At 51.1% G+C, this 22045-nt stretch carries 18 protein-coding genes; 12 read left to right on the top strand and 6 right to left on the bottom strand.

The genetic code is table 11. The annotated features are described in order from the left end of the window. Nucleotides 1–190 precede the first annotated feature (190 nt). The 8 genes from CRG97_RS30855 to CRG97_RS30820 all read left to right on the top strand — a co-directional run bounded on the left by CRG97_RS30855 (nt 191) and on the right by CRG97_RS30820 (nt 11057). Nucleotides 191–1234, top strand: coding sequence for an oxidoreductase (locus tag CRG97_RS30855; RefSeq protein ID WP_098749305.1), 1044 nt, complete (start codon nt 191–193; stop codon nt 1232–1234). A gap of 141 nt (nt 1235–1375) precedes the next feature. Then, nucleotides 1376–2170 carry a delta-lactam-biosynthetic de-N-acetylase gene (gene pdaA / locus CRG97_RS30850; protein ID WP_098749304.1) on the top strand — a complete coding sequence of 265 codons (795 nt, stop codon included), beginning with the start codon at nt 1376–1378 and terminating at the stop codon, nt 2168–2170. Between the two features lie 148 nt (nt 2171–2318). Continuing rightward, nucleotides 2319–4607 carry an ATP-dependent DNA helicase gene (locus CRG97_RS30845; RefSeq protein WP_098749303.1) on the top strand — a complete coding sequence of 763 codons (2289 nt, stop codon included), beginning with the start codon at nt 2319–2321 and terminating at the stop codon, nt 4605–4607. A 406-nt stretch (nt 4608–5013) separates the two neighbouring features. Then, entirely contained in the window at nt 5014–6126 is a 1113-nt protein-coding gene (gene rsgA / locus CRG97_RS30840) for a ribosome small subunit-dependent GTPase A (RefSeq protein WP_098749302.1), read from the top strand. A 121-nt stretch (nt 6127–6247) separates the two neighbouring features. Continuing rightward, entirely contained in the window at nt 6248–6808 is a 561-nt protein-coding gene (locus CRG97_RS30835; RefSeq protein WP_098749301.1) for a MarR family winged helix-turn-helix transcriptional regulator, read from the top strand. 11 nt (nt 6809–6819) lie between these two features. After that, a complete protein-coding gene (locus tag CRG97_RS30830) occupies nt 6820–8547 on the top strand; it encodes an ABC transporter ATP-binding protein (protein WP_098749300.1) in 1728 nt (575 codons plus the stop codon). Continuing rightward, nucleotides 8544–10418: an ABC transporter ATP-binding protein gene (locus tag CRG97_RS30825; RefSeq protein ID WP_098749299.1), complete on the top strand. Its 1875-nt coding sequence runs from the start codon at nt 8544–8546 to the stop codon at nt 10416–10418. The genes CRG97_RS30830 and CRG97_RS30825 overlap by 4 nt, the downstream gene beginning before the upstream one ends. A gap of 186 nt (nt 10419–10604) precedes the next feature. After that, nucleotides 10605–11057 carry a hypothetical protein gene (locus CRG97_RS30820; protein WP_098749298.1) on the top strand — a complete coding sequence of 151 codons (453 nt, stop codon included), beginning with the start codon at nt 10605–10607 and terminating at the stop codon, nt 11055–11057. 124 nt (nt 11058–11181) lie between these two features. Here CRG97_RS30820 and CRG97_RS30815 read toward each other — a convergent pair whose 3' ends face one another. Together CRG97_RS30815 and CRG97_RS30810 are read right to left on the bottom strand one after the other, a co-directional pair. Then, nucleotides 11182–11370 (bottom strand): hypothetical protein, encoded by a 189-nt coding sequence (locus tag CRG97_RS30815; RefSeq protein WP_098749297.1) that lies wholly within the window; start codon nt 11368–11370, stop codon nt 11182–11184. A gap of 171 nt (nt 11371–11541) precedes the next feature. Continuing rightward, entirely contained in the window at nt 11542–13095 is a 1554-nt protein-coding gene (locus CRG97_RS30810) for an FAD-dependent oxidoreductase (RefSeq protein WP_098749296.1), read from the bottom strand. Nucleotides 13096–13304: 209 nt separating this feature from the next. Between CRG97_RS30810 and CRG97_RS30805 the strand changes: the two genes are divergently transcribed. The 4 genes from CRG97_RS30805 (at nt 13305) to CRG97_RS30790 (ending at nt 17905) form a co-directional block, all read left to right on the top strand. Beyond that, nucleotides 13305–14666 (top strand): spore germination protein, encoded by a 1362-nt coding sequence (locus CRG97_RS30805; RefSeq protein ID WP_098749295.1) that lies wholly within the window; start codon nt 13305–13307, stop codon nt 14664–14666. Continuing rightward, nucleotides 14659–15768 (top strand): GerAB/ArcD/ProY family transporter, encoded by a 1110-nt coding sequence (locus tag CRG97_RS30800; RefSeq protein ID WP_098749294.1) that lies wholly within the window; start codon nt 14659–14661, stop codon nt 15766–15768. The genes CRG97_RS30805 and CRG97_RS30800 overlap by 8 nt, the downstream gene beginning before the upstream one ends. After that, nucleotides 15765–16874: a Ger(x)C family spore germination protein gene (locus CRG97_RS30795; RefSeq protein ID WP_098749293.1), complete on the top strand. Its 1110-nt coding sequence runs from the start codon at nt 15765–15767 to the stop codon at nt 16872–16874. The genes CRG97_RS30800 and CRG97_RS30795 overlap by 4 nt, the downstream gene beginning before the upstream one ends. Before the next feature lie 80 nt (nt 16875–16954). Then, complete coding sequence (locus CRG97_RS30790) at nt 16955–17905, top strand: aldo/keto reductase family protein (protein WP_098749292.1); 951 nt, start codon at nt 16955–16957, stop codon at nt 17903–17905. Here CRG97_RS30790 and CRG97_RS30785 read toward each other — a convergent pair. The 4 genes from CRG97_RS30785 to CRG97_RS30770 form a co-directional block, all read right to left on the bottom strand. After that, complete coding sequence (locus tag CRG97_RS30785) at nt 17902–19014, bottom strand: GGDEF domain-containing protein (RefSeq protein WP_098749291.1); 1113 nt, start codon at nt 19012–19014, stop codon at nt 17902–17904. The genes CRG97_RS30790 and CRG97_RS30785 overlap by 4 nt on opposite strands. Before the next feature lie 114 nt (nt 19015–19128). Continuing rightward, nucleotides 19129–20226 carry a sensor histidine kinase gene (locus CRG97_RS30780; RefSeq protein WP_098749290.1) on the bottom strand — a complete coding sequence of 366 codons (1098 nt, stop codon included), beginning with the start codon at nt 20224–20226 and terminating at the stop codon, nt 19129–19131. Further along, the gene (locus CRG97_RS30775) at nt 20219–20914 is read right to left on the bottom strand and encodes a response regulator transcription factor (RefSeq protein WP_098749289.1); all 696 of its coding nucleotides are present in this window, start codon (nt 20912–20914) and stop codon (nt 20219–20221) included. The genes CRG97_RS30780 and CRG97_RS30775 overlap by 8 nt, the downstream gene beginning before the upstream one ends. A gap of 121 nt (nt 20915–21035) precedes the next feature. After that, nucleotides 21036–22043 (bottom strand): D-alanyl-D-alanine carboxypeptidase family protein, encoded by a 1008-nt coding sequence (locus CRG97_RS30770; RefSeq protein ID WP_098749288.1) that lies wholly within the window; start codon nt 22041–22043, stop codon nt 21036–21038. Nucleotides 22044–22045: the final 2 nt, after the last annotated feature.

The raw sequence follows: 22045 nt of genomic DNA, 5'->3' as shown, positions 1-22045 counted from the left end.
GCTAAGCCGGTAGAGGTCTCCAGGTTATCTTTTGCAATGGCAATTGAGCAGCCGCCTGCACAGTGATAAATGTGCAGGCGGCTGTATTATTTGAGGTTGTAAAATATTTGCGGAATGTTAAGATGTTGCAAGGAATCAAAGCGATACATATCGAATCAACATAGAACCATGGGAAGAGGAGGCTTGCTTTATGGCAATACAAGCGGGAATCATCGGCTACGGCCTGTCCGGGTCGGTGTTTCATGCACCTATCCTGAGAAGCGTGCCGGATTACAAAGTCCACACGGTCGTGTCATCAGATCCGGACAAGGTTCATAATGATTTGCCTGATACGGCGGTTGTCGATAGCGTGGATGAGCTTTTGTCTAATCCGGATATTGATGTTGTCATCATTACGAGTCCGAATGCAACGCATTACGAATATACTCGGTTAGCCATCGAGGCCGGTAAACATGTGGTCGTCGAGAAGCCGTTTACCGTAACATCCGCAGAAGCGGACCAGCTGATTGATCTGGCGAAGCAGAAGGGAGTTCTGCTGACGGTATATCACAACCGCCGCTGGGACAATGACTTTCTGACCGTCCGCAACCTGCTGGAGACGGGAGCGCTCGGGAAGCTATCCATTTATCAATCGCAGTTCAGCCGTTACCGTCCGGAAGTGCAATCGGAGCGGTGGAGGGAACAGGGGATTCCCGGGTCCGGCATCCTGTACGATTTGGGTTCGCATCTGCTTGATCAGGCGCTGTTCCTGTTCGGTCTGCCGGAGACGCTGTGGGCGGATTTGAGAACGGAGCGCAAAGGGTCCAAAACCCATGATTATTTTCACCTGGTGCTGGGTTACAAAACGTTTCGCGTTATTCTGCATTCCGGCTCGCTGGTCCGGCAAGCCGGCCCAAAATTCGAGCTGCACGGGGATAAAGGAAGCTTCCTGAAATATGGAACAGACCCTCAGGAAGGCCAGCTGAAGCAGGGAATGCACCCGGGGGATGCGGGCTGGGGTGAAGACCAGCCGGACCAGTACGGGGAGCTTGCTACTGAGCTGAGCGGGCTGGCGGTTCAGGGCGAGATTGAGACGCTGCCGGGACGTTATCAGGCCTTTTATCAGGGTTTGGCTGAAGCGATTCTTAAGGATGGCCCGTTACCCGTTCAGCCTGAAGAAGCCCGTAATGTCATCCGTATGATTGAGTATGCACTGCAAAGTCACCAGAAAGGCCGATTGATCAAGATCACGTGAAACCCTGCTACATCCTGTGACAGGGCCTTCTTTGGCTAGCACATAGTTTGCTCCGATTTGTGGGATATTAGGTGATGCAACCCTTGTACGTCTTTCATGAGGGGAATCAATCCATATCACAACAAGAAGGAGAGAACGGATATGAAGAAACGCGATATCCTTCGGTCGGCCTTTGCGCTTCTGATGAGCTTGGCGGTGATGCTGTCCATATCGGGAGCGGCTTTGGCAGTAGGAAGCGGTCCGTTTCATTTTGGATTCAAAAAAAGTGTCAATGGCCAGCTGCCTTCCATCAATGAGGAGGGTTTTAAGGAGCTTCTGCAAAAATACGGCGCGATCTTCATGGGCGATGCCGAGCAGAAGGAGCTTTATCTTACGTTCGATAACGGATACGAGAACGGATATACCTCCCGTATCCTGGATACGCTCAAAGAGAAGAAGGTGCCTGCCACCTTTTTCGTGACCGGACACTACGTAAAGACACAGGAAGATCTGCTGAAGCGGATGACGGCGGAGGGACACATTATCGGCAACCATTCCTGGAATCATCCGGATGTGACCACGATCTCGGCAGAGAAGCTAACCGAGGAACTGGAGCGGGTGAAGAAGGAGGTTATGCGCATAACCGGCCAACCGGATATGAAATATTTGCGTACACCGCGCGGCATTTTCGATGAGCGGTCGTTGGCGACCAGCCAACAATTGGGTTATACCAATGTCTTCTGGTCGCTCGCGTATATGGATTGGGACGTGAAGTCCCAGCGCGGTGCGCAGTATGCTTATGATAAGGTAACCGCGCAGCTCCACCCGGGCGCTGTGATTCTGCTGCACTCGATCTCCAAGGACAATACCGAGGCGCTTGGGCGGATCATTGACGAAGCCAAGAACCGGGGGTACGAGTTCAAGAGTTTGGATCAGATGCAGAAGAAAGCCCCGTAAATGTTTGTTGCATACAGCGTGCAGAACGCTATCCTGTCAGGATGCCGTCTGCACGCTTTTTTGTTGCCGAATGAAGATGGATGCTTCGCTTTCAGGAACGAATGTTTGGTATAATACCCTTCATAGAACATGAACGAAGGAGACCATCATGCCTCATACTATTCAAATATCCGTCAGGCCGCTGGTGGAATACGTCTTTCGCAGCGGCAGCATTACCTCGGGTTTTCGCACGGCGACATCCCTTACCGAGGGGACCCGTGCACATCAACAGGTACAGCGCGATTATGGTGAGAACGATCAGAAGGAAGTTCAGCTTGAAGTGGAGATTCCTTACGAGGATCTTCTGTTTGTTGTGGAAGGCCGCTGTGACGGTCTGATTCAAGAGGAAGAGCGGATGATGATTGACGAGATTAAGTCGACCTCCGGCGATTTAGGCGAGATTACGGAGCACTCGTATCCGGTTCATTGGGCGCAGGCCCAAATGTATGCCTATATGTACGCGAAGCAACATGAGATTACGAAGATGGCGGTGCGATTAACCTACTTCCAAGTCCCGAGTGGAGAGCGGAAGCAGTTCGTACAGGAATGGAGCTTTGCACAGCTGGAATCCTTCGTATTGGAGGTCGTGGCGGCTTATGCGCCTTATGCCAACCTGCTGCGGGAGCATGGCGAGCGGAGGGATCGAAGCATCCGCGAATTGAAGTTTCCGTTTCCCGCCTACCGCGAGGGGCAGCGAAAGCTGGCCGGAGCTGTTTATAAAAGCATTGGGGAAGGGCGGAAATTGTTTACCAAAGCGCCAACGGGCATAGGGAAAACGATATCCACGCTGTTTCCCTCGGTTAAAGCGATCGGTGAAGGCCTGTTGTCGCGGATTTTTTATCTGACAGCCAAGACGATCACCCGAACCACCGCGGAGGAAGCCATGGCCCGCATGGAGCGTCAAGGTCTGTGCATGCATACGGTCACGCTGACGGCGAAGGACAAGATTTGTTTCCGTGAAGCTGAGGGCTGCGGTCAGATGGGCTGCGTGTTCTCGGAGGGCTATTATGACCGGATTAATGGCGCCATACTGGATTTGCTCTCGCATGAAACGTTGATCACGAGGCCCGTTATTGAAGAGTACGCCCGGAAGCATACGGTGTGTCCGTTTGAGTTCTCGCTGGATGCCGCGTATGCAGCTGATGCCGTCATCTGCGATTACAACTATGTGTTTGACCCGCGTGTATCCTTTAAGCGGATGCCGGAGGATGTGAAGAAGCGCAGTGTGCTGCTTATTGATGAGGCACACAATCTGGTAGACCGGGCGCGGGGAATGTTCTCAGCCGAGCTGAATAAATCGGCTTTTCTGGAACTGCAACGAGCTTACAAAGAGAGCAATCCCGCGCTTTACAACGCCGCGAAGCGGGTGAATAACCGCTTTAAAGTGCTGCGCAAGGTTAGTAGGGAGGAAGAGCGGATTGTCGGGTCCCAGCAGCCGGAGATGATGGTGGAGCTGCTGGAGGATTTTTCGCTCCAGGCAGAGGCCGAACTGATGACTGGCAAGAGCGGGGATGAGGCCGATGCGCTTCTGGAGTGCTATTTTGCCGTGCAGGGGTATCTGCGCATCTCCAAGCTGTATGACGACCGCTTTGTCACGTATGCGGAGATGAGTCAGAGCGAGGTGTTTCTCAAGCTGTTTTGTCTGGACCCCTCTTATTTGCTCCAGCAAGCGGGAAAAAACTACCGCTCCAGCGTATTCTTCTCGGCAACCCTCATGCCGCTTGGGTATTACCGCGACATGCTGGGAGCAGAGGAAGAGGACTACAGCCTCTCGATTCCCTCTCCCTTCTCTTCCGAGCAATTGGACGTTCGAATTTTGCCGTTATCGACGCGCTTCAAGGATCGGGAGCGAAATAGCGAAGCCATCGTGCGGATGCTGAGTGCACTGGTTCAGGAAAAGCCGGTGAATACCCTGATCTTCCTGCCGTCCTATCCCTACATGCAGGATATTCATGAAGCGTTTGCCAGAATGAACCCGGGAGCACGTACCTTGCTTCAGGGGCATGGGATGAGTGAGGAGGAGCGGGAGGCATTCCTGGATGCCTTCCAGGCGGATGCGGAAGATCCGCTGATCGGCTTTGCCGTAATGGGCGGTATTTTCTCCGAGGGCATTGATTTGAAGGGAGAACGGCTGTCGAGTGTCGTGGTCATCGGCGTAGGATTGCCACAGCTATCATTCGAGAATGATATCATCAAGGATTATTTCGATCGTACCGGCAAGCGGGGATACGATTATGCCTACGTGTACCCGGGCATGAACAAAGTGCTGCAGGCCGGAGGACGCTTGATTCGCTCAGAGCAGGACAGCGGGACACTGACGCTGGTGGATGACCGCTTTTTGAATCGCCAGTATGGGATGCTGCTGCCGGAGGAGTGGAGGCACTACAGGCGAATCTAATTTTTGCATGAGATGTTGACACCTGGAAATATGACCCCTATAATACGGATATATTAATTTAGCTGAAGGAGGCTGATGTCAAATGGTTATGATGCATAGTGGATGGGTCGCATTGACGTTGGTCTCTTTGGACGGGAAATTCTAATGGTATTAGGGGTATAAGGCATGTAACCTTACTTGTCTTTAACTCCATACTCAAGAACCCGCAGGAGACCGTGCTTGGTATCCTGCGGGTTTTTTGTGTCTATTTAAGGGCTTGGTATGACCTTTAACGGCTTGATTGTAGGCTGAATGGGGGTTGATGCCTTCTTCTTGCATAGATTCAGATCAGCCGCGGATACAAATCTGCGGTTTTTTTTGTGTTTGATAACAACCAATCCAATAACGATAAGGGGATATCACGAATTTGACTAAACAAGACATGACTACGCTACAAGCATATGGATGGAATGAACATTGGACTTTGCTGGCTGAGCAGATCCCGCAGCAGGATAAAGCGCTGGTACCGGCACGCATCACAGCCCAATTCTCGAAGCAATACCGCATTATCACGCAAGAGGGAGAGCAGTCCGCGATTGTTACGGGCAAATACGAATACGAAGCAGCCAGCAAAAGCGACTTTCCCGCTGTTGGCGATTGGGTCATGGTGGAACCGCTGCAAGGGGAATCCCGTGCCGTTATTCATAAGCTGCTCCCCCGCCAATCTGCTGTGACGCGCAAGGAAGCAGGAAGCGTGCCGGATGAGCAGATCATTGCCGCGAACATGGATACCGTGTTTATCATTAACGCACTCAACAAGGATTTTAGTGTTCGCCGGATTGAACGCTATCTGATTGCGGTCTGGGAGAGCGGAGCCGCACCGGTTGTGCTGCTTACCAAGGCGGATCTATGTGAATCGCCGGAAGATTATGTCGCGCAGGTAGAGGCTGTTGCACCGGGCGTGCCGGTTCATGCGGTGAGCTCCTTGATGGATCAAGGAAAGAAGCAACTGCAGCCTTATCTGGTACGGGGGAAGACGATTGCCATTACGGGTACCTCCGGGGCCGGTAAATCCACCCTCCTGAACTGGCTGTCCGGCCAGGAGCTGCAGCGGGTTCAGGGGATACGCGAGGAGGACGCAAGGGGACGGCATACCACGACGCACCGGGAGCTTTTCGTGCTGCCGGGAGGCGCGATTATGGTGGATACGCCAGGCATGCGGGAGCTGCAGCTGTGGGATTCGGAAGAAGGGTTCGAGGCAACCTTTGCGGATGTTTCCGCGCTGGTTCAGCAGTGCCGGTTCCAGGATTGCCGCCATGAGACGGAGGCCGGCTGTGCGGTTCAGGAAGCACTGCAGGACGGAACGCTGGATGCGAAACGATATGCGAACTACAAGAAGACGGAGCGGGAGCTCGCCTATATTGCCAGTAAAGAGAGGGTCAGCACCCGCCGCCAGAATAAGAGCTCAGGCAAGTCCTCGCGAAAGAGCGAGAGAGACCGCAAAGGGAACTACCAGCAGCTTTTGTACGATGACGAATAATGGATGTTACGAGAGGTCCGGAGTCGATTTGACTTCGGTCTTCTTCAGGTATATAGTTAGGAAACCAAATAAATTGGCAGACTATCTATTTATTTAAGTAGTTGCAGAAAAGAGGTGGACCATGGAAGAGAATATACATCCAGATTTACCTAAAGAGAACAACAGGAAAGAGGAAAAAGATTCGCGGGAAGGGCTGTGCATGAAGGGTGGCCGGCGAGAAGATAGCGTGGCCGGCAGGCTCTTGTACAGCATTCGCATGTTCCATAAGCAGGAATGGGATCAGCACTTGATTTCCGGCTATACGCCCGGCGAGATTCGCGTTCTGATGGGACTTAAACATCATATCGTGCCTGATGGTCCTGGCATGAAAGTGTCCGAAATTAGCAGCATGATGAATGTTACGTCACCGACGATCACTCAATTTATCAACGCTCTGGAGAGCAAAGGTCTGGTGGAACGGGTGATGGATGTACAGGATCGACGTGCGGTGCGTGTACAGCTTACCGAGGAAGGGAATCGCGTTGTCCAAGAAACCTATCAGAACGTCAGAAACAACTTTAACGACCTGGTGGAATTTTTAGGAGAAGAGGACAGCGTCAAACTGACGGAGCTGTTAACGAAGGTGTATCATTTTCACGAGCAAAAGCACAAAAAGAACGAAACGACTTCAGACAATGAGTAGGGGTGGGGAATTTGTTAAAACTGTTTCACTATTTGAAACCGTACCGGACAGCCGTCATTTTTGTCCTGCTGTTCACATTTTTCCAGTGTCTGTCTGATCTTTACCTGCCGACCTTGATGGCGGACATCGTGGATATCGGCATCGTGAAGGGAGATGTGCCTTACATTTGGCGTGTGGGCGGCTTTATGCTCCTGGTAGCAGCTGGGGGCATGTTGTGCTCCATTGCCGCGAGTTATTTGGCATCCAAATCAGCTGCGGGATTCGGGAAAATTGTTCGGGGACGCGTCTTCTCCCATGTCGAGAATTTCACGCTGCAGGAATTTGACAAGATCGGTACGGCATCCTTGATTACTCGTACAACGAACGACATTACGCAAGTGCAGCAGGTCACGATCATGATCCTTCGCATGATGGCGCTTGCGCCGATGATGTGTATCGGGGGCATTATAATGGCCGTATCGAGAGACCCGGGATTGACCACGGTACTTCTCATCGTCCTGCCGATTCTGGCTCTGGCTATTTTCCTCATCGCTAAAAAGGGGATTCCGCTCTTCAAAGCGATCCAGGTGAAGATCGATACACTGAGCCGCGTGCTGAGGGAGAATCTGACCGGAATCCGGGTCATTCGTTCATTTAACCGGATGAATCATGAAACTGTCCGTTTTAATGATGCGAACGAGGATTTGACAGCCACCTCCATTAAAGTGAATAAAATCATGGGTGCGATGATGCCTGTCATGATGCTGGTCATGAACTTTGCAACGCTGGCTATAGTTTGGTTCGGGGGGCTGCGAATCGATAGTGGCCACATGAAGGTCGGTGACCTTATGGCATTTCTCCAATACGCGATGATGATCATGTTCTCTCTTATCATGCTATCCGTCATGTTTGTCATGATTCCGCGTGCACAGGCATCGGCGGTCCGGATCAATGAGGTATTGAACATGATGCCGGAGATCCATGATCCGAAGCAGCCGCGTAATACCGGCGTGCAGCAGGGATCGATTGAATTTCAGGATGTGACCTTCTATTATCCGGGTGCAGAGGAGCCTGCCATATCCGATATTTCCTTCCGTGCCGGGCCGGGTGAAATTACCGCGATTATCGGCGGAACCGGTTCGGGTAAATCGACGCTGATCAGCTTGATCCCTCGTTTCTATGATGTGAGCTCGGGACGGATTCTCGTTAATGGTACGGATATTCGGGACATGCTTCAGGAGCAGCTCCGGAGCCGGATCGGATTTGTGCCGCAGAAGGCGCTGCTCTTCACCGGAACCATCGCGGAGAATATCCGTTATGGTAAAGAAGATGCGACGGACGAGGAAATCCGGCATGCAGCGAAGGTTGCTCAGGCGGCCGATTTCATCTCATCCATGGAAGGCGGGTACGATGCCGAGATTTCGCAAGGCGGCAGCAACGTATCGGGAGGTCAAAAGCAGCGGCTCTCGATTGCAAGGGCGCTGGTTCGGAGACCCGAGATTTATGTGTTTGACGACAGCTTCTCGGCGCTGGATTTCAAGACGGATGCCAATCTTCGCGCAGCGCTCCGCGAGGAAACGACGGATGCTACCGTTCTGATTGTTGCTCAGCGGGTAAGCACCGTTATGGACGCTGACCGGATTATCGTGCTGGATGAGGGACGAATTGCCGGCATCGGCACGCATGAGGAGCTTATGGCTTCCAGCGATGTGTACCGCGAAATCGTCACCTCGCAGCTGTCAGAGGAGGAGATCGCATGAGTGAGAAGAAACGGGGGGGACATCCTCGGGGACCTGGAGGTCCCTTTGGCGGCGGCCCGCACGGGCCCGGAATGGCGGGGGAGAAAGCCAAGGATTTCAAAGGCACTTTTCGCCGGTTAACGCGATATCTCAAACCGCATACCGGCAAGCTGATGATCGTCTTGATCGCAGCTATTCTCAGTACGATATTCAGCATCGTGAGCCCGAAAATATTGGGGGATGCAACCACGATCCTGTTCAAAGGCTTCATGGCTAAGATGCAAGGCGTGCCGGGGGCCGGGATCGATTTTGACGCGATTCGGACGATCATGCTCTGGCTTGCAGGCTTGTATCTCTTAAGCTCACTGTTTGCTTACATCCAGCAATATGTTATGGCTGGCGTGGCCCAGCGGACCGTGTATGATTTGCGTAAGGATGTTTACAACAAACTCGGTCGTTTGCCGCTTAAATATTTTGACGCTCGGACACATGGGGAAACGCTGAGCCGGGTGACCAACGATATGGACAATATCAGCAGTACACTTCAGCAGAGCTTGACGCAGATGATTACCTCGGTAGTCACGCTGGTTGGCGTCATCGTGATGATGCTCACGATCAGCCCGCTGCTGACGTTAGTGGTTATTCTGACCCTACCGCTTAGTGTGGTGGTTACAATTGTCGTTGCCAAGCGCTCGCAGAAGCATTTTGTGGCTCAGCAGAAGCATTTGGGTGAGCTGAACGGGCATGTGGAAGAAATGTACACGGGTCATAAAGTGGTGAAGGCCTTCGGCCGGGAACGACAGTCCATGGAGCAATTTGATGAGGTCAACGAGAAGCTCTATGATGCCGGGTGGAGGGCCCAGTTTATATCGGGTACCATTATGCCGTTGATGGGATTTGTCGGCAATATCGGTTATGTGATCGTCAGTGTTGTCGGCGGCGTGCTCGTTACCCGCAGAGCGATTGAGATCGGGGATATTCAGGCATTCATCCAATATTCACGCCAATTCACGCAGCCGATCACCCAGCTTGCGAATATCGCGAACGTCATTCAATCTACCATAGCATCGGCAGAGCGCGTATTTGAAGTGCTGGATGAGGAAGAAGAAGTGTCAGAGCATACAGCTCCGGCAGCACTCAAGAAGCCGCTTGGCGATGTGTCTTTCGAGAACGTGAGTTTCGGCTATAAAGCAGACCAGCTTCTGATCGAGGATATGAATGTGGACGTAAGGCACGGGCAAACGGTCGCCATCGTCGGTCCGACCGGTGCAGGTAAGACTACGCTCATTAATCTGCTGATGCGGTTCTATGAGCTGAATAAGGGCAAGATTACGATAGACGGCACGGATATTACGGCTCTTCGGCGCGGTGAACTCCGCAGCCTGTTCGGAATGGTGCTGCAGGATACATGGCTCTTTAACGGGACAATCCGGGACAATATCGGATATGGACGCGAAGGCGCCACGGAACAAGAGATCATCCGAGCGGCGGAAGCGGCTCACGCGGATCACTTCATCCGGACATTGCCGGACGGCTACGATACCATTCTGAACGAGGAGGCCTCCAACATATCGCAAGGGCAGAAGCAGCTCCTTACGATAGCGCGTGCCATTCTGGCCAATCCATCGATTCTGATCCTCGACGAGGCCACCAGCAGCGTGGATACGCGGACAGAGCTCTATATCCAGAAAGCGATGAATGAGCTGATGAAGGACCGAACCAGCTTTGTCATTGCGCATCGGCTGTCCACGATCCGGGATGCGGACCTGATTCTGGTCATGAACAAGGGCAGCATTATCGAGCAGGGAACTCATGAAGAGCTGCTGTCTCAAGGCGGCTTCTATGCGGACCTGTATAACAGTCAATTCAGCGACCAGCATGAGGCTGGGTAGCGAGGCGAGGATTACCATCATAAGAAGACCCATTCGAGTGCGGAGTGGGTCCTTCTTTTTTTGGCTTAATTAAAGGTTTTTGGTTGGTTGAGAGTAAGCAGGCAGGCATATTTGTTATTGCAATTTCATATGGTTCTTTTATAATGATGTTTATGTTTATATCTTTAAAGGGAGCCATGATCATTATTGAATAAGTCCGAACTGAACCGAATTACGCAAGAGCTTCTACGTCGGTCGGGCAGCAGTGTCACCGTGGAGATGGAGGCGTATTTCCCAGGGGGCCGGTTAATCGGCGGGAAATATGTTATGAATTCGCACAGCGTGACGATGTATACCGAAGTCATACGCCAGCAGTGTCTGCAGCTGTTTGGGACACTTGAGCTGTTTCATGCCTATTTTGCGGTGGTATTCGCACATGAGCTGGGCCACTCGATGGACCTGATGCTGACAGAACTCTGTGACCGGATGGATCGAACGGTGGATGAATGGGAGCAGAATCAGATCGCGCTTCAAATCGAGGAAAATGCTTGGAATAACGCCATGCCATGGATTCAGGATATGGATCCGGATTTCATACAGGTCATCGTGGACCGATCGCTTGAGGCCTACCGCGAGGAGCCGGCACCAGAAATCGCTTAGGCTTACTAGGTTAATCCAGGCTAGGTCATAACATGACAAAGGCACCCGTCAGGGTGCCTTTTTGGACATGCAAGAAAGTATAAACTTCAGAGGCTTACCACCCTGGAAGCATGGGGTAGGGCTTCTAATATCGTATGTTATACAGGATAAAACCAAAAATGGCAGCCACCACAATGAAGGCACCTGCAGCAGCAAGTGTCATTAAAAAATCACTAAGCAGGCTTTGTTGCCGGATACCGCGCAGCTTCTCCTTTGCCTTTCTCTCCGAGACGTCCTCTTTAATTCGATCCAAATACTCAGGGCCTAGAACCATAGCTGTCCCTCCCGTAACGATTTGTAAGCTTATTATACCAGAAATATGTTATTTTTGGTTGAATTTAGGTCGTTTCCGGTTTTGTAGTCCCATATTATAAAAAAAGAAGTGAAGCTCGCATAGGGCTTCACATCTTTTAGGTTAGAGTCATCGGGGGAGCGCAGCGTCCGCTTAGCTCTCCGGGTCCAACTGCTTCAACGGCTCAATGGCCGGTCCTTCCAGCACCTCGCCATTATAGCGGTAGCGTGATCCGTGACAAGGGCAGTCCCATGAGCGCTCGCCCTCGTTCCATTCTACTTCGCAGCCGAGATGGGTACAGGTCGTATCCACAAGATGGAGTTTCCCCTCATCATCCTTGTAAGCCCCGGCACGCTGACCGTTATGGCGGACGATGGCGCCTTCGCCAGACTTTAACTCGGTTATGTCGGCGTGGGCCATTTCCACCTTGCCGGCAACGAAATCCTTTGCAACCAAAGCATTTTGCACGACAAATGTTTTGATGCTCGGGTCTGCCTTGAAGCGGGACGGGCTGAAGACGTCGGCGTAACGGTTATCCTTCTCCAAGATTTGATCACTGATGATGTTCGCGGCCAGTGTTCCTGTTGTCATACCCCATTTCCGGAAGCCTGTCGCGACATAGATCCGGTCTTGATTGGATGTGATCGGCCCGATGTAAGGCATGTTGTCCAGGGTAATCAGGTCCTGGGTCGACCAGCGATAAGGAATCGCGGAGGAGCCCAGCAGCTTTCCTGCAAAAAGCTCCAGGTTTTCGTAATGCTGATGGGTGCAGATGCTGCGGCCCGTCGGATGATTCTCACCTCCAACGATAACCAAATCCTCACCGCCATAGGTAGCTGACCGCAGGGAACGTGTCGGCTGATCCACACTGAGGTACATCCCTCCCGGATAAGCGGTTTCAGGTTTGACTGCAACGGCATAGGAGCGTTCCACATGCAGCCGCGTGAAGAACAAGCCTTTCCCGTCAATGAACGGAAAATGAGACGCGGATACGGCATGGTTGCAAGTAATCCGGTGACCGCCCCGTTTGGTTAGCAGTGTGATCGGTCCATCGGTTTCGGCCTTTTCATCCATGGTCGTGTTCTCATAGATTCGCCCCCCGAGCGCCAGAAATTGTTCGGTCAAATGCTTAAGATATTGCAGAGGGTGGAATTGATATTGCCCAGGCATCTTAATGGCTCCCCGAATCTGCATAGGCAGAGGAAGGCTGTCCTGCCATTCTCCCGGAATGCCAAGCTTCTCATAGGCTTTGATCTCGTCCTCCAGCTTCGCGAGATACTTGTCCTCTTGTTGAGCGTAAATATGGGCATCCTCCAGCTTTAGCCCAAATTTCCCTTCGTCTCCGCCAACAATATCCCTAATGAATTCAATCGCTTCCCGATTGCCTTCGTAATAGAGTCTTGTCTTCTCCTCCCCAAAATGATTCATAAATTCATGATAGATGAGCCCATGCTGTGCCGTAACCTTAGCTGTTGTATGACCGGTGGTTCCGTTCAGGATTTGCCCTGCTTCGATCAGCACGACATCCTTGCCTGCCTTAGCAAGCAGATAAGCGGTCGTAATGCCGGTAATGCCGGCTCCGACGATGGCAACATCCGCCTCAATATCTTCGGCTAAGCGGGGGAAAGCGGGCAGTTCAGTTGTCGCTACCCACAGCGACTCCGGAAATTGCGGCAGTTCTTGATGCGATGAATTGGATGGGTTCATTCACGATTCCTCCTCAGTTTCTATGGGCGTTGCCCTTAAACTCAGACTCTTGTCTTCATTATTACCACATGGGAATGATTAGAAACTAGGTGATTTCGTTTCACAGTCTTCCTAAGTTTTTCTGGATGATTGTAAATAATTTGGGACATTTTTGCAGACGCTAAAGAAACAGCGGGAGAACCGGAATTTAGTGAATGAGGGGTGGTATCATGACCAGCGAACAATATCTAAATGCGGAGGAAGCCAGGCAATGTCTGCAAGAACATCTCCGTAATGTCGGGGATATCGAGCAGCGTGAGCTGAAGAATGAAGGTGAGCATGCGTTATTGATTTATCTTAAAAGCATGTGCGACCCTATCATGATTAACGATAATTTGATCAACCGTTTCTATGAGCTGAATTCCTTGGATTTATACGACCAATTCATCCGATCCTTTCCCTCAAGTGTGGAGCCGAAAGATAAACAGGAATTGCTTCGTAATATACTAAGGGGCTGCGTAGCCATATTCATTCGGGACAGCGTGCTCCTGTTTGACGCCGTATTGGTTAATGCAAGCTTCATCCAACCCGCCAGTACGGAGAACGTCATTCAGGGTCCCGATGATTCGTTTACGGAAAATATCGAGGTGAACTTGAATCTGATTCGCCACCGCTACCAAACGGTGAATTTGAAGTCGGAATTCATGACCCTTGGCAAAATATCACAGACTCGAATCATCATTATGTATGATGCCTGCAAAGTGGACGAAACGGTATTAAAGGAGCTTAAAAAGCGATTGTCCGAGATCAAAACGGATATTGTACAATCGGCAGCTGAAATCGAGAGACATACAATGTATCCTAAATTCCGTCTGTATCCGACGCTCATGCTGACCGAACGCCCTGACCGGACCGTGTTGAATATATCTCAAGGAAAGATTGCAGTATTGATGGATTCAACGGGGTATGCGCTTCTGCTTCCGGCCATATTCAATGATTTCTTTACTGCGATGGATGACAAAATACAGCTTCCTCCAATCGGCTGGTTTCTCAAGGGAATACGGTATATCGCCTTGTTTATCACCGTGCTGATGCCAAGCCTTTACGTGGCCTTCACCTCCTACAATCCGGAAATATTGAGGATGCAGGTTACGCTGCTAATTGCGGGAAGCCGGGCTACGGTGCCGTATCCGTCCTTCTTCGAAGTGATCTTCATGCTGCTCGCGATGGAATTTCTGACGGAGGCGAGTGTCCGGCTGCCCAAAGCGATTGGTCAGACCGCTACCACGGTAGGGGGTCTCATTCTGGGAACCGCTGCTACGGAGGCGGGATTGGTTAGTAACATCATGATCATTCTGGTTTCCGCCGTTGCGATAACAAACTTCGTGATCCCGATAACGATGATGAGCTCAGGCATCCGTGTCACGAAGTATTTGTTCATTGTACTGGCTACCTTCTTCGGCTTGGTCGGCATCGTTTTAGGCATGGTGGCCATGATCATGTACCTTACGAGCCTCAGGTCCTTCGGCAAACCATACTTGAAGATGTTTGCTGTGGACTGGAACAAGAAAGGAGATCAGCGAAGTGGTTAGAAATAAATATTTTTATTACCTCTTCCTGCTCAATGCAACCATCAACCTGATTAATTTTGTCCCCCGCATCTTGATTACGGATCGCTTTGACGGTGCGCTGATGTCGATTCTCGTGTCCATTCCAGTTGGCGCCTTGCTGTTGTTTACTTTCGTGAAACTGATTCGGAAATTTCCGGGACAAGGGCTGCCGGAGATTTTCCACTCGGTTATGTCGAAGTGGATATCCGGCATCCTGCTTTTTTTATACGGATTCGCGTGGTTTTTCTCCAGCGTAATTACCTTGGTCAGTTTCGTTGATATTACCTCTCGTTACATCAGTCCGGATGTATCTCCCTATATTGTTCTGATGGGATTTCTGGTGGTGGTTGGACTTAGTGCCAGGCTGGATTCCGAGTCGATTCTCTATGCCCTGGAGATGATTCTGTACATCTGTGTGCCTATTATCGCCTATATGTCATGGCGTATCTTCAGCAATCCTTATTTCAGCTGGGATGCCGTAAGGCAAATCATTACCTATGCGTGGAATATGCCCAATTATGAAACGGTGGCGGCGGCAACTTTTATTTTTACGGGCTACGTGAACATGGTGGTATTCAATCGGATATTTCACCGATTCAGAGTGCGCCATGTATGGGCTATTGTAGTGTTCAGTTTGCTTACCCTTCTGGTTTCGATCTTTGCACCCATTGGCATATTGGGCGCTGCGGGCGCAGGAGGACACGTGTACCCTGCCTTCTCGACGGTGGACTCGCTGCGGATTCGTTATTTCATCATTGAACGGATGATATATGTCTTCTACGTGGTGTATATGTGTCTCTCCCTCGTGAATTCCATCATCCACTGGCATGTGGGTAAGGAACTCATTCTGGGAAGCTTCGGATTAAAGGTCGAAAAGGGCAAAGCCATGACGAAAAGGAGGAAAATCGAATGGTGGGTGCTTCTTCTCTTTTCCCTGATTACCTTCGGCACGTCATTCATCGTTAATCAATACATATTAAATGATATGGCGATTGTCTTTCTGGACGTCCGGTTCGCGGGTGAATTTCTGCTCATTGTCCTGTTATTCTATGCGGTATGGAGGAAAAGGAGGAAGAAGGCATGAAAGTCCTAAGGCGATGGCTGGTCTGGCTCATGTGCTGCTCTTTCTTGTTGGTGTCGGGATGTGACTTTAGGGATATTGATCTGAGGCTTTTTGTCGTGTCCATTGGTATTGACGTCTCTGAGAAAAGTCCCGATATTAACCGATTTACCTTCAAAATGGCGATTCCTTCAGGAGACCCTAAGACTGGGGATAAGAAGTCTTTCCTTATTACACAAGAATCAACAAGTATTGCGGAAGCGATCAGGGAGGTCAAATCCAAAGTGGATAAGGAGCTTGACTTTGGTCATTGCAAGGGGGTCATGTACGGAGAAGCCTATGCTCGGAAAAATATCAGCAAAATCCAGGACTGGACCGTTCGGAGGCGGGATATGCAGCTCTTAATGTATCCAGCCCTCGCAATACCTACGGCAGAAGCCGTATTAAAGACGGATCCTCCAACGGAGCGGATTGCCGGAAACGCAATATTTCTGGCGCTCAGCGAGGATGGGACGGAATCTCCCTTCATTACTAAGACATACTCCTTTGATTTGTCCCGCCGAATGTTAGAGGAAGGGGAAGATCCGGTCATGCCCGTTGTGGAAACTACCGCTGACAAGATCCTGAATATCGAGAGAGTAGCCTTGATGGATAAGAACAAGGTGAAGGTGATTCTGACGCCGGATGAAACCAGGCTGTTTAACCTGTTGGATCGTCGTAATCTAAGCACGAATTTCGGGACGAAAATTGACGGCAAATTGCTTGAAGTCAACACGGATAGAACCCGAGCAAGATACAAGATCGTAACGGATAAACCAGGGGAAGAAACGATTGATTTCAATATTCGGATAACGGCGATTTTGGAGGAGAAAGAGGATCCTGCACAACTGAATCCGAAAGATCTGCATAAGGTCGAGGCGCAATTTAGCGAGGAACTATCCCAAGCAGTGAAAAGCGTGTTGGAGAAAATTCAGAAAACGGGCCTGGACCCGCTGGGTTTCGGCCTCCGGTATGGAGGGACGCACTGGAACAATAAGACGGAGATGGATGAATGGGACGCCATGTATCCCCATGCCAAGTTTAATGTATCGGTCAAGGTGAAAATAAAGTCGACCGGTTATAAACGTTAGATAGGGCACATCTGTCTATCGTACAGGAAGATGTTACAATAAAGAATAAGCATCTATCTTGTATGAAGGAGGTTTCACATATGGAATTTAGAAGATTGGGCGGAAGCGGACTGAAGGTTAGCGATATTAGTCTCGGGAGCTGGCTGACGTACGGGGGATATGTGGAACGGGAGAATGCGGTGAAGTCAATTCAGACCGCATATGGACTCGGCGTTAATTTTTTTGATACAGCGAATGTGTATGCCCAGGGGGCGGCTGAAGTGGTTGTCGGGGAAACCTTGAGAGCTTTCCCAAGGGAATCCTATGTTCTGGCCACGAAGGTATTCGGCAAGATGGGTGACGGACCCAATGATCAGGGACTTTCCCGCAAACATATTAGAGAGCAGTGCGATGCGAGTCTGAAGCGGCTGGGAACCGATTATGTCGACATCTATTACTGCCATCGATATCATGAAGAAACACCGATAGAGGAAACGCTGCGGGCGCTGGATGACCTTGTCCGGCAAGGTAAGGTGCTCTATGTAGGAGTCAGTATGTGGACCGCTGCCCAGATGGAAGCAGCATTGGCCGTTGCGGACCGCTATTTGCTGGATCGCATCGTGGTGAATCAGCCGCTGTACAACATGTTCGAGCGCAAGATCGAGGAGGAGATCATCCCGTTAGGCGAGAAGAAGGGCATTGGTCAAGTGGTCTATTCTCCTCTTGCGCAAGGGCTTCTGACTGGCAAGTACGCCTCCAAGCAAGCCGTGCCGGAGAACAGCCGCGCATCGAAGATTGGAGCCGACCGGCTTAAAATGAGTGAAGATCGCATTCAGAAGGTGCAGGCCCTGGGAGTCGTTGCAAGCGAGCTGGGTATGACCGTCGGCCAGTTGGCCTTGGCCTGGATTCTGCGTCAGAACAACGTAGCTAGTGCACTGGTGGGGGCCAGCCGTCCGGAGCAGGTGGAAGAGAATGTGAAGGCCTCCGGTATTAAGTTGTCTTCAGATACGCTGACTGCCATTGAAGAAATACTGAAGGCGGATTCGAATTAAGAGAGAATCAGATCATGGATTTCGGGAGCGGAGCATACGCGGTTGCGTCCGCTGTCCTTGGCGCGATACAGCTCGCGGTCCGCTTGCTGAAGCAGCTCCTTGGCATTTTTCGACCGGATCGTATCGGGATGTACGGCAGCTCCAATCGACACGGTGATCTGGATCTTGGTTCCGTTTTCCAGGACAAAGGTATGATCCGCTACGGCGGCCCGGATTCGCTCCGCAATAGCGGCCGTCTCGTCAATGGTCGCTTCCGGGACCAGCACCGAGAATTCTTCCCCGCCGTTGCGGGACACTTCATCAAAAGAACGGGAATGCTCCCTCAGCACTTTGCTGAGCTGTTGCAAAACGGCATCTCCGGCCGCATGGCCGTAGGTGTCGTTTATTTTTTTGAAATGATCAATGTCCACGATAAGAACACCCAGCCGTTCGCTGAAATGCTGGGCTTCGAGAAAACGTTCCGACAACAGCTGCTCGAATTGGCGCAAATTGTGAAGACTGGTTAGGTAATCCGTCTCCGCATTTTTCTTCATCTGCAGAAATAGTTGATTGGACGTGTTGATATACTCGGTCAGCATGTAGATGACCACCGTGGCGAGCATGGATATGATGAGGTGCTGCGTGAAGACAGTATGCACCTTGTGATGGTCCTGGATATTCATCCACATAATACCTAGGAGCACCAGCATGCTCGATACGCTCATGAGCAGCATTTTGCTTAAACGATTCCAATGGATACGAGAAAGCGTCCCGCAGATGATGCCGATCAGCAGCATGCCGGCTCCCGCAATGGCAGAGGAAGCGGACATGCCGAACAGAATTAGCCGCCCGAGTGCAATCAGCACGCCGGCAATCAGGGACGGAAGCCATCCCAAGTAGCTGGCGATCACGACAATGGCCAGATGCCGCAAATCCGCGAAAAACCGGGGGTCAATCGGGAAAGAATAGTACATCAAGATGATCCCGTAAATGCCAAAGAGCAGTCCAGCGTTGATCTTAACGTTGATGGACGGTGTCACAACGCCTGCTACATATTTTTTGGACAGCAGTCCGGACAAGTATAAGAAAGTCACAAATATACAAAAGTTGGTAAACAGTATATTAGTCATGGGGGATCATTCCTTTCATGTACCTTGCACAAGGGCGGCAAGGCGATGAAGACATTCACCCCCTATTTTATCGGAAAATGGAATTGTATGTCGAATATTAAATGTTTTATTTTGTTAAATTTCAGGAGTCTCTAAAGGTAGGAGAACTTCAAACATCGTCCGTTCCGTATTACTGGTTACCTGAATCGTGCCGTGATGGGCATCCACGATGGTCTTTACGATAGCCAAGCCAAGTCCGGAGCCGCCGGTTTGATCGGTGCGCGATTCATCCGCCCGGTAGAACCGCTCGAACAGATAGGGGATCGCATATTGAGGGATCGGGGGGCCGTAATTGATGACCTGTACGATGGCAAACTTCGAATCACTTGATACCTTCAAATCCACGACCCCGGCCTCCCGTCCGTGCCGTACCGCATTGGACAGCAGATTCTCGAAGGTGCGCATCAGTTTATCCCCGTCCGAGGAGATCATGATTTTCTCCGTTTCAGGTGTGAAGTTTACCTGTACTCCTTCCTGCTGCCCGGTTAGTGAAAAGTCCACCGCCAATTGCGCGAGCAGCTCCACCAAATTAATGTCAACCCTGTTCATCGGGGAGTATCCCATTCGTGTGTATTCAAACAAATCGTTCACGAGTCCGCCCAGGCGCAGCGACTTATCGTACGCGATATCGGTATAATACCGGAGCTCGACTTCATCCTTGTAATGGTCTTCATTGACCAGCCGCAAGTACCCGATGATGGAGGTGAGGGGGGTGCGCAGATCATGCGAGACGTTGCTGATCAGCTCGTTCTTGGACTGGACCGCCATTCGTTCCTCTCCCAGCGATAGCTTGAGCTGCTTGGCCATTTGATTGATGTGCGTTGCCATCTGGCCCAGTTCGTCATTCGAGCTAACGATAATCTCTTGATCCAATTCGCCCTTCGCCAAACGCTGTGTACCCTCCATTAAGTGATTGATTTGACGAATGGTGCTCTGGCTCAGGAGCAATACCATGCAGATAAACAACATGATGCCGATGATCGTCGGGATGATGGGGAAACCGAAGAAATCCTCCAAAGTACGATCAACTCTGAAAAGGGTGTTTACCCAAGGCTCCTTCCAGTATTCCCGGCCGATCAATCGGATGATCTGCTGGGCGATGAACAGGATGGACAGGGTCAGGGCTCCGCTGACAAAGAACAGCGTGATGATCTTCCATTGCAGCTTACGCATGAATTTTGTACCCGACGCCCCATACCGTTTGAATGAGCTTATAACCCAGCTCCTTCTCGAGCTTGTCCCGCAAGTTGCTGATGTGAACCATGACCGTATTATTGGATACGTAATATTTCTCCTTCCAGACCTGCTGGAAGATATCCTCGGAGCTAAAGATTCTCCCCGGTTGGCGGGCAAGCAAATACAGAATCTCGAATTCTCTCGCTGTCAGAGAGATCGCTTTGCCGTTGGCCGTTACTTCATGCGTAGTCCGGTTAATGTCGAGCCCATCAATCTCGATCCGCTCGCTGTCCTCTCGATGCAGTTCCGCATTGTATAGGGTGGAGCGCCGCAGCAGTGTTTTGACGCGAGTCGTCAGCTCCAGCGGATTGAACGGTTTAATCATATAATCATCCGCGCCGGTCATCAGCCCCAGGATTTTATCCATGTCCTCACTCTTGGCGCTCAGCATCAGGATGGGGATAGACGAGGTTTCCCGGATTCTGCGGCAGGTGTCAATCCCGTTCAGCTTAGGCATCATGACATCCAGGATCACGAGATCCACCGCCTCGTTATTGGTGGTCATGGCCAGCAGTGCTTCCTCCCCGTCATGGGCTTGGATTACGCGGTAACCCTCATTCTCCAGATAGATGGAGATCAGCCCGGAAATTTCTTTATCATCATCTACGATTAATATACTTCTCATTAAGATATCCTCCAGTAAATCGCCCATTGGAAACGATGATTCCTTACGAACAGTGTACCCTAAATCGACCCCATAGAGTGCAGCTTGGCCTTCAAAATCGTGAGTTCTTCTATGACAACTATTAAAAAAGGGCGGATAGGAGATTCGAAAGAATGCCTTGCCGTTCGAATCCGTAATCCATCAGCTTCCGGGTTTCCGTAAACCGCTGATCGGCATCCCCGGTTCCCATCACGACGGAAATCAGCCGGTTTCCACCCCGCGACGCAGTTCCGGTAAAGCAATAACCGGCGGAGCGGGTGTATCCGGTCTTAAATCCGTCATTACCTTCGTAAGAATGCGGCTCGCCGGGCAGCATGAGATTGGTGGTATGCAGGGAAAGCTTCTTCTGCGGAACAGGCAAATCGCGCTGGCTGGTTACCTCGAGCAGATCCGGATGTTTGTTGAGCAGCCATCGGGCCAGCATGGCCGAATCCCTGGCCGTCATGATCGTATCGCCTTCGGTGGCCGCTTCGGTAAAGGAAGCGAGGTCAGCGGCAGGTAAACCGGATGCATTGGCGAAGACGGTACGATCCGAAAGGCCGATTTCCTCCGCCCTTGCATTCATGGCCTCTACGAACCGAACCTCCGACCCGCTGAGATGCTCCGCAATGGCTACCGCCGCATCATTGGCTGAATGAATAATGAGTGCTTGGAACAATTGCTTCAGTGTGTAACGTTCGCCTTCATGCATGCCGATGCCTGAACCGGGCACCTCAGCCGCATAGCGGCTGACCGGTACGTTCTCATCCCAAGCATGCTGCCCGGATTGGACGGCGTCCAGCACCAGCAGCTCCGTCATCATTTTGGACATGCTTGCGGGAGGAAGGGGAAGATCCGGATGCATCGCATAGAGCACGCGGCCGGTATCTGCATGAATCAGGATGGCTGAACTGGCTTTGATGGGAGGCGGAATAAATATCCTCGCGATGAACACGACCAACAGAATGACGACAAACAGCAGAAGGAACAGACTTAAACGTGCGCGTCCCTTGCGGCGCTTTATTTGTTTGCTTCGAATCGTGCCGGTTTGCTGCCGGGATCGTTCAGGGGATGACGGTACTTGACGGGGATGCTTGGCTATGGATTCCATGG

The organism is Paenibacillus sp. EZ-K15, assembly GCF_002573715.1.
Classification (GTDB): domain Bacteria; phylum Bacillota; class Bacilli; order Paenibacillales; family Paenibacillaceae; genus Paenibacillus_AQ.
This window is presented reverse-complemented; position numbering and strand designations above follow the sequence as displayed.

Excerpts from the sequence above, each read along its gene's own strand:
- CRG97_RS30855 (WP_098749305.1), top strand. The coding sequence starts at position 191 with ATGGCAATACAAGCGGGAATCATCGGCTACGGCCTGTCCGGGTCGGTG.
- pdaA (WP_098749304.1), top strand. The coding sequence starts at position 1,376 with ATGAAGAAACGCGATATCCTTCGGTCGGCCTTTGCGCTTCTGATGAGC.
- CRG97_RS30845 (WP_098749303.1), top strand. The coding sequence starts at position 2,319 with ATGCCTCATACTATTCAAATATCCGTCAGGCCGCTGGTGGAATACGTC.
- CRG97_RS30835 (WP_098749301.1), top strand. The coding sequence starts at position 6,248 with ATGGAAGAGAATATACATCCAGATTTACCTAAAGAGAACAACAGGAAA.
- CRG97_RS30825 (WP_098749299.1), top strand. The coding sequence starts at position 8,544 with ATGAGTGAGAAGAAACGGGGGGGACATCCTCGGGGACCTGGAGGTCCC.
- CRG97_RS30815 (WP_098749297.1), bottom strand. The coding sequence starts at position 11,370 with ATGGTTCTAGGCCCTGAGTATTTGGATCGAATTAAAGAGGACGTCTCG.
- CRG97_RS30810 (WP_098749296.1), bottom strand. The coding sequence starts at position 13,095 with ATGAACCCATCCAATTCATCGCATCAAGAACTGCCGCAATTTCCGGAG.
- CRG97_RS30805 (WP_098749295.1), top strand. The coding sequence starts at position 13,305 with ATGACCAGCGAACAATATCTAAATGCGGAGGAAGCCAGGCAATGTCTG.
- CRG97_RS30795 (WP_098749293.1), top strand. The coding sequence starts at position 15,765 with ATGAAAGTCCTAAGGCGATGGCTGGTCTGGCTCATGTGCTGCTCTTTC.
- CRG97_RS30790 (WP_098749292.1), top strand. The coding sequence starts at position 16,955 with ATGGAATTTAGAAGATTGGGCGGAAGCGGACTGAAGGTTAGCGATATT.
- CRG97_RS30785 (WP_098749291.1), bottom strand. The coding sequence starts at position 19,014 with ATGACTAATATACTGTTTACCAACTTTTGTATATTTGTGACTTTCTTA.
- CRG97_RS30780 (WP_098749290.1), bottom strand. The coding sequence starts at position 20,226 with ATGCGTAAGCTGCAATGGAAGATCATCACGCTGTTCTTTGTCAGCGGA.
- CRG97_RS30775 (WP_098749289.1), bottom strand. The coding sequence starts at position 20,914 with ATGAGAAGTATATTAATCGTAGATGATGATAAAGAAATTTCCGGGCTG.
- CRG97_RS30770 (WP_098749288.1), bottom strand. The coding sequence starts at position 22,043 with ATGGAATCCATAGCCAAGCATCCCCGTCAAGTACCGTCATCCCCTGAA.